Genomic DNA, 14,334 nt, shown 5'->3' on the forward strand with positions numbered 1-14,334 from the left:
TACGGTCGAAACATGAGATGTTTCGTCTCAGTTACCCGCGGGGTGCGAACCTTGAGCCCAGCGCGGGACGCCCGCCTGCTCGAAGACGTGCTCCTGCGCCGTAATCGCAGCCACGCGGCACCGACCACCGTCGGCCCCGCCGCTGCCAGGTGACAGGTGAAGGAGTATCCGATGCAGGACGTTGTCGAGAAGGTTTATGAACAAGTCGTGGCCCGCAACCGTGGGGAGGCCGAGTTCCACCAGGCCGTCCGCGAGGTGCTGGAGTCGCTCGGCCCCGTCATCAGCAAGCACCCCCACTACGCTGAGGACGGGCTCCTGGAGCGCATTGTGGAGCCGGAGCGTCAGATCATGTTCCGCGTCCCGTGGGTGGACGACGCCGGCGCGGTCCACGTCAACCGCGGCTTCCGCATCGAGTTCAACTCCGCACTCGGCCCCTACAAGGGCGGCCTGCGGTTCCACCCGAGCGTCAACGCCGGCATCATCAAGTTCCTCGGCTTTGAGCAGATCTTCAAGAACGCGCTGACCGGCCAGGGCATCGGCGGCGGCAAGGGCGGCTCCGACTTCGACCCGCACGGCCGCTCCGACGCCGAGGTCATGCGCTTCTGCCAGTCCTTCATGACCGAGCTCTCCCGCCACATCGGCCCCAACACGGACGTACCCGCCGGTGACATCGGCGTCGGCGGCCGCGAGATCGGTTACCTGTTCGGCCAGTACAAGCGCCTGCGCAACTCCTACGACGCCGGCGTTCTGACCGGTAAGGGCCTGGCCTGGGGCGGCTCGCTGGCCCGCACCGAGGCCACCGGGTACGGGACGGTCCTGTTCGCCCAGTCCATGCTGGCCACCAAGGGCGACTCCCTGGAGGGCAAGAAGATCGCCGTCTCCGGTGCCGGAAACGTCGCGATCTACGCCATCGAGAAGGCCCAGCAGCTGGGCGCCAAGCCCATCACCTTCTCCGACTCCTCCGGCTACGTGGTCGATGAGGCCGGCGTGGACCTCGAGCTGCTCAAGCAGGTCAAGGAGGTCGAGCGCGGCCGCGTGGCCGACTACGTCTCCCGCCGCCCCGGCGCCCGCCTGGTCACCGAGGGCCGTCCCTGGGACGTCCCGGTGGACGTCGCCCTGCCCTGCGCCACCCAGAACGAGCTCGACGCCGACTCCGCCGCCTCCCTGCTGCGCAACGGCTGCGCCGTCGTCGCCGAGGGTGCCAACATGCCCTGCACCCCGGAGGCCATTGAGGCCTTCCAGGCCGCCGGTATCCTCTACGCCCCCGGCAAGGCCTCCAACGCGGGCGGTGTGGCCACCTCCGCACTGGAGATGGAGCAGAACGCCGGCCGCACCCGCTGGGACTTCGCCACCGCCGAGGCCAAGCTCACCGGCATCATGGCCGATATCCACGACTCCTGCGTCGAGGCCGCTGAGACCTACGGCCGCCCCGGTGACTACGTCCTGGGTGCCAACGCCGCCGGCTTCACTCGCGTCGCCGACGTCATGATCGCGCACGGCATCGTCTGATCCGCCATTCGGTAATCCGCTACCCGGGCGTTGGCCAAAGGGCCGATCCGGCAGGCGGATCCGCGGCGGGACGCGATAAAGCCGGAATCACGGTCCCGGCGACTGCGTACTTGACGACGGCGCCCGGCCGCTTCACCGCAAGCGGCCGGGCGCCGTCGTACTTCCCCGGAACGGTGCGGATCTTCGCCGATCAGTGCGTGCCGGCCAGCGGCTGATAAGCGGAGGGGTGTCTAGCATCGCCAAATTGTCATCATTACTAATTGGTATGTGGCATGTTCCCCAGGTGTCCTGACACCTATGGTGGTGTCAATCGTTCGACCTATCGATGATCACCACGAGGACAACCAACCATGAGGCCGCGTCACCTGGTCCGGGCGTCCGTCTCCATGACGGCCCTTGCCCTTGCAGTCATCGCCTCCGCAGCGGGAACTCCGCACGCCAACCTGATTGCCGTAACGCCGATCAGCGGCCCGGTAGTCGTAGCCGCCCCCGCCGTCGGCGCCCCCGCAGCCACCGCCGCCGACGAGAGCGCGGCCGCGACGATCAACCTGCTGGGAATCTCCGACCTCGGCGGGCACATCGAGCGGGTGTCCACGCGCAGTGAGGGAGTCGAGCTGGTGTCCGAGCCGGGCGCCGTCGCCCTGGCCTGCGAGGTCGCGGCGGCACGCGCATCCGATCCGGACACCCTGCTGGTCTCCACCGGCGACAACGTGGGCGGCTCGGCATACATCTCCTCGGTCCTGGACGATCAGCCGACCATCGACGTGCTGGACGCCATCGGTCTGGACGTCACCGCCGCCGGGAATCACGAGTTCGACCGCGGCGTCGGCGACCTCGCCTCCCGCCTGCTGGGCGCCGTCGACGCCCCGGTTCTGGCGGCCAACGTCACCGGGAATGACGCCCTGAGCGCCGAGGGCGACGGCGACGGCGTCTGGATCACGGAGGTCGACGGGGTCAGGGTCGGCTTCGTGGGCGCTGTCACCGACTCCCTGCCCCGCCTAGTGGCGGGCCCGGCGCTGGAGGCAGTGGAGGTCGCCGACCTCGTGGACACCGTCAACGCCCGGGCCGCCGCTCTCAAGGACGGCGTTGCCGCCAACGGAGAGGCCGACGTCGTGGTCGTCCTGGCGCACGATGACGCCGCCGTGCGCGCCCCTGAGCTCAACGGCTCCGTTGATGCGGTCTTCGGCGGCCACAGCCATGACGTACACGCCGCCACCGTCAAGGGGAAGGACGGGAACCGCATCGCCGTCGTCCAGCCGGGCCAGCACGGCGAGCTGCTGGGCAATATCACCCTGTCGGTCGACCGTGACAGCCGGGCGGTGAGCATCGTGGAGGCCAAGAACATAGACCTGGACGCATCCCCATGCGCCACCGACGCATACGGCGTACAGGACATCGTCGACCAGGCGGCCCGCGACTCCCAAGCCGCAGGCGCTCGCGTCCTGACCACCCTGAGCACCGGCTTCTACCGCGGCACCAACGACGGCTCGGATCCCGGCGCCAACCGCTCCACCGAGTCCACCGCCTCCAACCTGATCGCGGACTCCTATCGCGCCTGGCTCACCGGCGCGATCCGGCCCGACGGCGACCACTACGTCGGGCTGATGAACCCCGGCGGCGTGCGCTCGGACTTCCTGCGCGGCGAGCTCACCGAGGGGGAGGCCTACGCCGTGCAGCCCTTCGGCAACGAGATGGGCTACGCCACCTACACCGGTGCGCAGCTCAAGGCCGTGCTCTCCCAGCAGTGGCAGCCCGAGGCCTCCCGGTCGCTGCTCATGCTCGGTGTCTCCGCCAATGTGCGGGTGTTCGTAGACCAGGAAGCCGCCGATGAGCTGGAGGAGCACTGGCGCCGAATCTCCGCAGGCACGCAGTCCGCCGAGGAGCTGGACGCCGCCATCGACGCCGCGCGTGCCCGTGTGATCCGCTCCGTGTACGTCGATGACACCGAGCTGGCCGATGACGCCGAAGTCGTGGTGGCCTCGAACTCCTTCCTGCTGTCCGGCGGCGACGGGTTCACCGTGCTGCGCCAGGCCACTCCGGCCGGCACCGGCGTCCTCGACCGCGACGTCACCGCCGAGTACTTGCAGGATGGGGGTTCCGCAGCGGTGGACCTGGTCAAGCGCCAGGTCGGCGTCGATCTGGATGTCGCGGGCGGCACCGCAAGGGTTCGGTTCACCGGTCTGAGCTTCACCGCGGCCTCCGAACAGGCGGCTCCCGGGGCGGCGGAGGAGATCACCGCCACGGTGGGGCTCGCGGACGGTGGCACCCAGCAGCTCGCCAGCGGCGCCGTGGACGCCGCCATAACCCCCGCGCTGCCGCAGACCGGAACCGCAACCCTGAACATCGCGCTGCCGGCCGATGTCGCCACCTCAACCTGCCCGGCGAGTGGCGACGGCGGCGGCGTCTCGGCGGCGGCGACCTGCGCCGTCGTCTCATTCACGCTGATTGCCCATGACGGAACCACCAGTGGCCTGAACCTGCAGGCCTTCGTGCCGGTGAGCGCGGCCACTGCGCAGTCCAGTGCGGTGGGGCCGACGGTGAGCGAAGGGGCGATCGTCAACCCGGATGAGGACTCCGTGCTGGCCGAGACGGGGATGCTGTCCGTCCTCGGCTCCTGCGAGGTGATGGCTGCGGCGGTGTTCGCCGCAGCCGGGCTGGCCTGCTATCGACTCGTGCGCCGCGGGCGGTCAGAGCAGGCGCGTGCCGTACCGTCGGGCAGGTGAGACGACGTATTGATCCTGCCGCCGGCGCCCAGGCTGTGCGCCGCTGGGCGGCCGACGCCGATGCGGGCCAGCGCCCGGACCGTACCGATACCGCGACCGCGGTGCGTTTTCTGCTGGAGGAGCTGGCGGCTTGCGCCCCCGGGCGTGCCGTGGAGGTGCGGGTGCCGCCCTTCGGTGTGACTCAGGCGGTTTCCGGCACGGTTCACCGCCGCGGTACTCCGCCGAGCGTGGTGGAGACCGACGCCGCCACGTGGCTGAGCCTGGCCACCGGGCGTCTCGACTGGCGGCAGGCTCTAGACTCCGGGGCGCTGCATGCCTCCGGCGAGAGGTGTGACCTGTCCGCCTACCTGCCGCTGCTGCGCGCCTGAGCCGTGCCGGCCCCGGGGGCCGGGTCGGCGCACTCCCCGCACCCCACGCGCCGTCGCAGCGGGTAGCCGCCCGCCGACCGGGGCACGCCTTGAGCCGCACCTCTAAACGCGAGTACCCGCAGAACCGCGGCTTCTTGCCTGTTCGGGCATGAAACGTGGCCGAACTTGCTGACACCCCTTCCCAACCAAGTCCGTTCGGGCATACACTGGTGTCCGAACGGACTTCATGGAGGAGGTACGGATGAACGCCGAGCAGCGTCAGCAGGACATCGTCGATGCCGTTGCGCGTGAGGGGCGCGTATCCGTAGCCGACCTCGCCGGGCGCTACGGCGTGACCGTGGAAACCATACGTCGCGACCTGACCGCCCTCGACCGCACCGGAGCCCTGCGTAAGGTCCACGGCGGCGCGGTTCCCGCCACTGTCCTCGCCCTGCCGGAGACGGCCGTTGCCGAACGCGAACTACTCGGTGCCAGTGCCAAGCAGGCGATAGCCGCCGCCGCTGTTGACGCCCTTGATCTGCGCTCCGGCACCGCCTTGCTGCTGGACGCCGGCACCACCGTCGGCTGCCTCGCCCGCGTCCTGCCCGAAGGCCTGGGTCTGCGCGTCATCACGGATTCCGTACTTACGGCTGCCGTACTCGCCGGCCGCGGGGACCTGACCGTGCGCATGCTCGGCGGCCAGGTGCGCGGCATCACCCAGGCCGCAGTCGGCCCCGAGGCCCTGGAGGCGCTGGCGGCCCTGCGGGTGAGTGTGGCCGTCATGGGCACCAACGGCCTGACCGCCGAGCACGGCCTGTCCACCCCTGATCCGGACGAGGCCGCCGTCAAGCGCGCCATGGTTCGTGCCGCCAGGCGCGTCGTGGTTCTGGCCGACTCCACCAAGATCGGCCAGGAGCACCTGGTCTCCTTCGCCGATCTCGACGACGTCGATGTCCTGGTCACCGACGCCGCACTCCCCAGTCCTTTGGCCGCCCAACTCGCCGACACAGGAACCGAGGTACTGCTCGCATGATCATCACCCTCACGCCGAATCCGTCGCTCGATCGCACGGTGACGCTCGCCGGACTGCTCGTACGCGGCGGCGTCAACCGGCTGCAGTCGGTCACCACCGAACCGGGCGGCAAGGGCCTCAACGTCGCCCGCGTTCTGGCCGGCACCGGTCAGGAGGTCACTGCCGTGCTGCCGGCCCCAGAGCGCGACCCGCTGGTCGCGGCGCTCGACGGCCTGACCGAGCCCGGCCTGACCGCCCAGACCGTGGATGTGGTAGGCGCCGTCCGCGTCAACACCGCCGTCACCGAGCCGGACGGCACCACCACCAAGCTCAACGAGCCCGGCGCGGTGCTGAGCTCCGCCGAGGTCGGTGCCGTTGAGGCGGCCCTGGTCGCGGCGGTCACCGTGCCCGCCGCGGACGCCCCGGACGACGTCCCCCACTCCTGGGCGATCCTGTCCGGCTCGCTGCCGCCCGGCGCCCCCACCGACTGGTATGCGCGCCTCGTGCGTCTGCTGCGGCGGCACGCCCCGGGGCTGCGCATCGCCGTAGACACCTCCGACGCGCCCCTGGCCGCCCTGGCCGCCGCGTTGCCGGAGGCCGCCCCCGACCTGATCAAGCCCAACGGCGAGGAGCTCGGGCAGCTCGCCGGGCTGCCCGCCGAGCGGGCCACGGCGCTCGAGCAGGGCGCCCTGGCCGGCGACTACGCGCCCGTGGCCCAGGCCGCGCGCGTCCTGGTGGATCGCGGAGTGGGGGCGGTGATGGCCACCCTCGGAGGAGCCGGCGCAGTGCTGGTCACCGCGGACGGCGCCTGGCGGGCCACCGCACCTGAGATCCCGGTCATCTCCACCGTCGGCGCCGGAGACTCCTCCGTAGCCGGCTACATCCTCGCCGACGTGCGCGGAGCCGAGGCCCCGGAGCGCCTGGCCACCGCCATGGCGTACGGCTCCGCGGCCGCCGGCCTGCCCGGAACCACCCTGCCCCGCCCCGCCGACCTGCCCGCGCAGGCCGCCGAAGTCACCCCGCTGTAAGCGGTCACCACCGAAGGAACCCGACCCAACACCCCGGCGCGGGCCCACCGGCCCGCGCATCCGATCCGAACCCGCCCCGCACCGGCGGAGCGGCGCCAACAGGAGACACCAAGGAAAACACCATGTCCCAAACCACCCCAGCGACCACCCCGCTGATCGTGCCCGAGCTCGTCCGCCTGGACGCCGCCGCGGGCTCGGACAAGCAGGCGGTCATCAACTACCTGGCAGACGTCGTCGCCGCCGCCGGCCGCGCCGACACCACCGAGGGACTCGCCGCCGACGCCCTGGCCCGCGAGGCCACCGCCCCCACCGGCATCCCCGGCGGCATCGCCATCCCGCACTGCCGCAGCCCGCACGTGCTCGCCCCCTCGCTCGGCTTCGCCCGCCTGACCGAGCCGGTCGACTTCGGCGCCGCTGACGGCCAGGGAGCCGACCTCGTGTTCATGATCGCCGCGCCCGCCGGCGCCGACGACTTCCACCTGCAGCTGCTGGCCAAGCTCGCCCGCGGGCTGATGAAGTCGGAGTTCACCGACGCCCTGCGCGCCGCGGCCACCCCGGAGGACGTCGCCCGCCTGGTCACCGCGCAGGTCCAGCCCGAGCTGCTCGACGACGGCGCCGGCGCGGGCGAGCCGGCCGCGGCGGCGGAGGGGGGCGCGGCCGACTCGGGCGCGCCCGCAGGCCCGGGCCGCGTCATCGTCGGCGTCTCCTCCTGCCCCACCGGCATCGCCCACACCTTCATGGCCGCCGAGGCGCTCGAGCAGGCCGGCAAGGAGCGTGGCGTGACGGTGCGCATCGAGGGGCAGGGTTCTGGGAAGATCGACTGGCTCGACGCCGACCTGATCCAGTCCGCCGACGCCGTCATCTTCGCCCACGACCTGCCCGTCAAGGGATTGGAGCGCTTCGCCGGGAAGCCCGTGATCGATGTCGGCGTGAAGGCCGCCGTCAACGACGCCGGCTCCCTGGTGGACCAGGCCCTGGCGGCCATCGACGACCCGGGTGCCAAGCGCGTGGCGGCCGCGGCGGGCGGCGAGGCCGAGGGCGAGGAGGAGCACGTGCACTGGGCGCGGCGGCTGCAGCGCTCGGTGATGACCGGCGTCTCCTACATGATCCCCTTCGTTGCCGCCGGTGGTCTGCTCACGGCTCTGGGCTTCCTATTCGGCGGCTACGACATCGGCGCCACCGCCCAGACCATTGTCATCGGTAACGCCGATGAGGGACTCGCGGCCTCCAGCCTGTGGAACCTGCCGGATCTGAGCAACCCGGCCTACGCGGCCCCGCACGCCCTGGGCGGCTCCCCGCTGATGGCCTACATCGGTGCGGTCTTCGCCCTCCTGGGCACCGCGGCCATGAACTTCCTGGTGCCGGCCCTGGCGGGATACACCGCCTTCGGACTGGCCGGACGGCCCGGCATCGCCCCCGGATTCGCCATGGGTGCGCTGTCGGTGACCATGGGCGCCGGTTTCATCGGCGGTCTGATCGGCGGTCTGCTGGCCGGTTACATGGCGGCCTGGCTGGCGGGGCTGAATGCGCCGCGCTGGCTGCGCAGCCTGATGCCGGTGGTAATCATTCCGCTGTCCACCACGCTGGTGGTCGGCTCACTGATGTACATGGTGCTCGGCGACCCGCTCGCCTCCCTGATGACCTGGCTGAGCGATTCACTGACCTCCATGGCCGGGTCCGGCTCCGCCGTTTTCCTGGGCGTCATCCTCGGGCTGATGATGTGCTTCGACCTGGGCGGTCCCGTCAACAAGGCCGCCTACCTGTTCGCCTCCGCCGGTCTGTCCGCGGCCACGGCCGCCTCCTACGAGATCATGGCCGCCGTCATGGCGGCCGGCATGGTTCCGCCGCTGGCACTCGCCCTGGCCACCACCGTGCGGCCGGGACTGTTCACCGACGTCGAGCGGGACAACGGGCGGGCGGCCTGGCTGCTGGGCGCCTCCTTCATCTCCGAGGGCGCCATCCCCTTCGCCGCTGCCGATCCGCTGCGCATCATCCCGCCGTCGATGGTGGGAGGCGCCGTGACCGGGGCCCTGTCCATGGCGCTGCACGTGGGCTCGCGCGCCCCGCACGGCGGCATCTTCGTGTTCTTCGCGATCGACAACCTGCTCGGGTTCTTCATCTCGATCATCGCGGGCATGCTCGTGACGGCCGCGGGCGTGCTGATCCTCAAGCAGGCCCGGGCCCGCAAGCTCGCCTCCGAGGTCGGTTGATCTTACGTGCCGAGGTCGGTTGATCTTACGTGCCGAGGTCGGTTGATCTTACGTGCCGAGGTCGGTTGATATGGCCGGCCTCGGCACGTTGTTTGCGGCATCAGGCCAAGCCGAACCGATGATGCGGTCGTCATTAGTGCCGACCTCGGCATGTAACTTCTACCGATCTCGGCATGTAACTTCTACCGACCTCGGCGGAGGGGGGAGGGAGCTCTTGGAGCACACGGTGATGTGAAGGGCGCTACACTTGCCGGGTCCTCCGCCCCACTGACCTCCCGAGACTACTCATGCCACACCTCTACCGCCGCCTGGCCGCCTTCACCGCGGCCCTCGCCCTGGGTGCCCTCACGCCGGCACTCGCCACCCCGGTCACCGCCGCCGCGGAACCCGCCGGCACAACCACCACACTGAACATCCTCGGCATCACCGACCTGCACGGACACATCGAGACCACCAGCGATGAGCCCGGCGCCGTCACCCTGGCCTGCGAGGTCGCCGCCGCCCGCACACGCAACCCCAGCACGCTGCTCGTCTCCAACGGAGACAACGTCGGCGGCAGCGCCTACATCTCCTCCGTACTCGACGACCAGCCCACCATCGACGTCCTCAACGCCATCGGCCTGGACGTCACCAGCGCCGGCAACCACGAGTTCGACAAGGGAATCACGGACCTCGCCGACCGCCTACTGCCCGCCTTCAGCGCCCCGGTCCTGTCCGCCAACGTCACCGGCAATGCGGCCCTGACCGCCGAGGGCTCCGGCAACGGCGCCTGGGTCACCGAGGTCGACGGCGTCAGGGTCGGCTTCATCGGCGTCGTCACTGAGGAGCTGCCCAGCCTGGTGTCCAAGTCCGCGCTCGAGGGCCTCACGGTCTTAGACGCGACCGCCACCGCCAACGCGCGCGCCCGGGAGCTCAAGGACGGTGACGCCGCCAACGGCGAGGCCGACGTCGTCGTGGTCCTGGCCCACGAGGACGCCGCCATCTACGGCAACCAGTTCAACGGTGCCGTCGACGCCGTCGTCGCCGGCCACACCCACGTGCCCTTCGCCGACGTCGTCAAGTCGACCGACGGTACGGACATCGCCGTCGTCCAGCCCGACCACTACGGCCTCAAGCTCGGCGAGATCACCCTGACGGTGACCACCGCCGCGGACGGCACCAAGGGCGTCACCGCCGCCACCGCCCGCAACCTCGACCTGGCGGAGTCCGACTGCACCACCGACGCCTACGGCGTGGCCGGGATCGTCGCCAAGGCGAAGGCGGACTCGGAGGCGGCGGGCAATGAGGTCATCGCCACCCTCGACTCGAACTTCTACCGCGGTACCAACGACGGCACGGACTACGGCGCCAACCGCTCCACCGAGTCCACCGCCTCCAACCTCATCGCCACGTCCTTCGCCGCCTGGCTGGCCGAGGACATCCAGCCGGCCACCGACTACGCGATCGGGCTGATGAACCCCGGCGGCGTGCGCGCCGACTACCTCGCCGGCGAGCTCACCGCGGGGGAGGCCTACATGGTGCAGCCCTTCGGCAACGAGATGGCCTACGCGACCTACACGGGCGCCGAGGTCAAGCAGGTCCTCGCCGAGCAGTTCCAGCCGACGACGACGCGCGCCGCCCTCATGCTCGGGGTGTCGGACAACGTCGAGGTCTACCTCGACCAGGACGCCGCCGACCAGCTCGAGGACTACTTCACGCAGATCTCCACCGCCCCCTCCGAGGAGGAGAGGAACGCGCTCCTGACGAGCCTCGCCGACGACATCGCCGACGCCCGCTCCCGGGTCATCGACGCCGTCTACATCGACGGGAAGCTGCTCGACGACGCCGCGAGCGTCACCGTCGCCTCCAACACCTTCCTCCTGGCCGGCGGCGACAACTTCGACACCCTCGGTGGCAAGACGATGATCAACACCGGCATCCTCGACCGCACGGTCACCTCCGAGTACCTGGTGCGCATCTCCCCGGCCACCGCCTCCTACGACAAGCACCAGGTCGGCACCTCCCTCGCCGTCGACGGCGACACCGTGACGGCCCGCTTCACCGGCCTGAGCTATTCGGCCACCGCCGAGCAGGGCGTGGGTGACGCCGCCACCTCGATCGCCGCCACCGTCGCCATGGCCGACGGCACCACCCGCACACTGGCGACGAGCGACATCGACCAGTCGGTCACCCCGGGCCTGCCCGAGACCGGCCAGGCGACCCTCGCCTTCACGCTCCCCGACGGCGTCGCCACCCAGGACTGCACGGTCGACGGCGTGAGCACCACGTGCGCAACCGTCTCCTTCGCCGTCACCGGCGCCGACGGCACCACCCGGACGCTCGCCATCACCGCCCAGGTCACGCGCCCGGTCCCAGGGGAGACGACGGCGCCGACACCCACCGCGACGGCGGGCGCGTCGGCAGGGGCGGGACCCGGTGCGGCGGGGACGCCCACCGCATCCCCGGTCGCGCCTGGGACGTCCGCGCCGCACCGCGGCTCGAACGGCGGCCTGGCCCGCACCGGCGCCCCGATCGTCCTCGGGGTGCTCGCCCTCGGGCTGATGGGTGGAGGCGCCCTGCTGACCGCCCGTCGACGCGACTAGGCCGTACGGGGCGGGGTTGTGGGATGATGCGACGGTGAGCTTCGGTGACCCCGCCCCGACCACTTCGCCCGCCCGCCCGATCGCCACTGGCGACGTCGAGCGGCCCGTAGGTGAGGAGTGCGGCGTCTTCGGCGTCTGGGCGCCGGGGGAGGAGGCCTCCCGCCTGACCTACTTCGGCCTGTACGCCCTCCAGCACCGGGGCCAGGAGGCCGCCGGCATCGCCTCCACCGACGGCACCAACATCCTGGTCTACAAGGACCTGGGGCTGGTTTCCCAGATATTCGACGACGGCACCCTGTCCAGCCTCACCGGGCACCTCGCCGTCGGCCACGTCCGCTATGCCACCCAGGGTGCGGGCACGTGGGAGAACGCGCAGCCGATGCTGGGGCCGGTGGCCGGCTCCACCCTGGCGCTGACCCACAACGGCAACCTCACCAACACCCGCGAGCTGATGGAGGCGGTGCAGCGCACCAGCGGGGAGGACCTCACCGGCGAGCTCGGCCGCGGCTCCTCCACCGACACCGCCGTGATCGCCGCCCTCATGGAGCTGGTCTCCCAGCGTGGCCGGGTGGACGCCTGGGACTACGACGCCGTCGACGCCGACACCCCCCTGTACCTGCCGGCGGCCGCCGCCGAACCGCCGCTGAGCATCTCCGCGACCGCCCTGCGCGTGCTGCCGATGCTGCGCGGCGCCTTCTCCCTGGTGTTCATGGATGAGCACACCCTTTACGCCGCCCGTGACCCGCACGGGGTACGGCCCCTCGTGCTCGGCCGCCTGCAGCGCGGCTGGGTGGTCGCCTCGGAGAGCGCCGCCCTGGACATCATCGGCGCCGCCTTCGTCCGCGAGATCGAACCCGGGGAACTCATCGAGATCGACGCCGACGGCGTGCGCTCCACCCACTTCGCCACGCCACGCCGGGCCGGCTGTGTCTTCGAGTACGTCTACCTGGCCCGCCCGGACACGCGCATCGCCGGCCGCTCCGTCATCGCCGCCCGCAACGCCATGGGGGCGGCCCTGGCGCGTGAGCACCCGGTGGAGGCCGACCTGGTGATCGCCACCCCCGAGTCCGGTACACCGGCCGCCATCGGCTACGCCCAGGCCTCCGGTATCCCCTACGGGCAGGGGCTGGTGAAGAACACCTATGTGGGCCGGACCTTCATTCAGCCCACCCAGACCCTGCGCCAGCTCGGCATCCGCCTCAAGCTGAACCCGGTGCGGGAGGTCATCGCCGGCAAGCGATTGATCGTCGTCGACGACTCGATTGTGCGCGGCAATACCCAGCGCGCCCTGGTGCGTATGCTGCGGGAGGCCGGGGCCGCGCAGGTGCATGTGCGCATCTCCTCCCCGCCGGTGCTGTGGCCCTGCTACTACGGCATCGACTTCGCCACCCGCGCCGAGCTCATCGCCACCGGGATGAGCGTGGAGGAGATCCGGGACTCCATCGGCGCCGACTCCCTCGGGTACCTGTCCGTGGACGGCATGGTCGCCGCCTCCGGGCAGAGCGGAGACTCGCTGTGCTCCGCCTGCTTCACCGGCGACTACCCCATCGCCCCGCCGACTAAGGGCCCGCTGCCGGGAACCCCCGCAGTGGCCCGGGTGCCCGGCGTCTACCGGCGCCGCAACGGCGCGGGCGCCGACGCCGAACCGGCCACGCGCCGGGTGACCCGCCCGGACTTGAGCGCCGGCAGTCCCCACCAGGCCCCCGACGCCGCCACCACCGGCGCCGAGTCCAGCCCCGCCACCGAACCGGAAGGAACCTCCCGATGAGCCAGAGCGCGGACGCACCCGCCCCCATCACTTACGCCTCCGCCGGCGTCGACACGGCCGCCGGGGACCGGGCGGTGGAGCTGATGAAGGCGTCCGTCGCCGCCACGATGACGCCCGCCGTCGTCGGGGAGGTGGGCGGATTCGCCGGAATGGTCGACGTCTCCGAGCTGCGCGCCTACCGCCGTCCCCTGCTGGCCACGTCCACCGATGGCGTGGGCACCAAGGTAGCCATCGCCCAGGCCCTGGACGTCCACGACACCATCGGCCAGGACCTGGTCGGCATGGTCATCGACGACATCGTGGTGGTTGGCGCCCGCCCCCTGCTGATGACCGACTACATCGCCTGCGGGAAGGTGGTGCCGCAGCGCATCGCCGATATCGTGCGCGGCGTCGCCCAGGCCTGCGCCGCCGTCGGCACTCCCCTGCTCGGTGGGGAGACCGCCGAGCACCCCGGGCTGATGGGCCCGGAGGAGTACGACGTCGCCGGCGCGGCCACCGGCGTGGTTGAGGCCGACCGGACGCTGGGCGCGCAACGGGTGCGGCCCGGGGACGTGCTCGTGGCCCTGGCCGCTTCCGGCCTGCACTCCAACGGATACTCACTGGTGCGGCGGGTTGTGGAGCAGGCCGACTGGCGGCTGGACCGGGAGGTGCCCGAGTTCGGCCGCACCCTCGGACAGGAGCTGTTGGAGCCCACGCGCCTGTACACGCGGGTGCTGCTGGACCTCATCGCCCAGATCGACCCCGCCGACGCCGACCCGGACCGGTTGCGCATTCGCGCCCTGGCCCATGTCACCGGCGGCGGGCTGGGCGCCAACCTCGCCCGCGTGCTGCCCGCCGGGACGGTGGCCGATGTGGACCGCGGCAGCTGGACGGTGCCGGCAGTCTTCGACGTCGTGCGCCGACTCGGCGCGGTGCCGTGGGATGACCTGGAGAGCACCCTCAACCTGGGGGTGGGCATGGTGGCCGTGGTTGCGGCCGACGCGGTGGACGAGGTCCTGCACGGCGCCGAGGCGGCGGGGATGCCCGCCTGGGTGCTGGGCGGCGTCAACGACTCCGCCGACTACACGCCGCAGGGGCGGGTAGTCGCCGGCACTAAGGGTGTTGACGGGGGCGGCGTGGACCTGCGCGGGACCTACCGGACCGCATAAGGCTGCG

At 71.4% G+C, this 14,334-nt stretch carries 9 protein-coding genes; all 9 read left to right on the forward strand.

Annotated elements, in window-relative coordinates; translation table 11 throughout:
- Positions 1 to 171: 171 nt before the first annotated feature.
- The 9 genes from gdhA (at position 172) to purM (ending at position 14,327) form a co-directional block, all read left to right on the forward strand.
- The gene (gene gdhA / locus E4J16_RS01435) at positions 172 to 1,509 is read left to right on the forward strand and encodes an NADP-specific glutamate dehydrogenase (protein WP_136313051.1); all 1,338 of its coding nucleotides are present in this window, start codon (positions 172 to 174) and stop codon (positions 1,507 to 1,509) included.
- A gap of 350 nt (positions 1,510 to 1,859) precedes the next feature.
- Positions 1,860 to 4,232, forward strand: coding sequence for a bifunctional metallophosphatase/5'-nucleotidase (locus E4J16_RS01440; RefSeq protein ID WP_136313052.1), 2,373 nt, complete (start codon positions 1,860 to 1,862; stop codon positions 4,230 to 4,232).
- Positions 4,229 to 4,600: a sterol carrier family protein gene (locus E4J16_RS01445; RefSeq protein WP_168708122.1), complete on the forward strand. Its 372-nt coding sequence runs from the start codon at positions 4,229 to 4,231 to the stop codon at positions 4,598 to 4,600. Before E4J16_RS01440 ends, E4J16_RS01445 begins: the two co-directional genes overlap by 4 nt.
- A gap of 241 nt (positions 4,601 to 4,841) precedes the next feature.
- The gene (locus tag E4J16_RS01450) at positions 4,842 to 5,612 is read left to right on the forward strand and encodes a DeoR/GlpR family DNA-binding transcription regulator (protein WP_136313053.1); all 771 of its coding nucleotides are present in this window, start codon (positions 4,842 to 4,844) and stop codon (positions 5,610 to 5,612) included.
- A complete protein-coding gene (locus E4J16_RS01455; RefSeq protein WP_136313054.1) occupies positions 5,609 to 6,619 on the forward strand; it encodes a 1-phosphofructokinase family hexose kinase in 1,011 nt (336 codons plus the stop codon). Before E4J16_RS01450 ends, E4J16_RS01455 begins: the two co-directional genes overlap by 4 nt.
- A 122-nt stretch (positions 6,620 to 6,741) precedes the next feature.
- The gene (locus E4J16_RS01460) at positions 6,742 to 8,829 is read left to right on the forward strand and encodes a PTS fructose transporter subunit IIABC (RefSeq protein ID WP_136313055.1); all 2,088 of its coding nucleotides are present in this window, start codon (positions 6,742 to 6,744) and stop codon (positions 8,827 to 8,829) included.
- A gap of 287 nt (positions 8,830 to 9,116) precedes the next feature.
- Positions 9,117 to 11,411: a bifunctional metallophosphatase/5'-nucleotidase gene (locus tag E4J16_RS01465; protein WP_136313056.1), complete on the forward strand. Its 2,295-nt coding sequence runs from the start codon at positions 9,117 to 9,119 to the stop codon at positions 11,409 to 11,411.
- A gap of 34 nt (positions 11,412 to 11,445) precedes the next feature.
- Entirely contained in the window at positions 11,446 to 13,179 is a 1,734-nt protein-coding gene (purF, locus tag E4J16_RS01470; RefSeq protein ID WP_204519910.1) for an amidophosphoribosyltransferase, read from the forward strand.
- On the forward strand, positions 13,176 to 14,327 hold the full coding sequence (purM, locus tag E4J16_RS01475; protein WP_136192998.1) for a phosphoribosylformylglycinamidine cyclo-ligase: 1,152 nt from the start codon (positions 13,176 to 13,178) through the stop codon (positions 14,325 to 14,327). Before purF ends, purM begins: the two co-directional genes overlap by 4 nt.
- Positions 14,328 to 14,334 lie beyond the last annotated feature (7 nt).

Source organism: Actinomyces procaprae, from assembly GCF_004798665.1.
Taxonomy (GTDB): Bacteria; Actinomycetota; Actinomycetes; order Actinomycetales; family Actinomycetaceae; genus Actinomyces; species Actinomyces procaprae.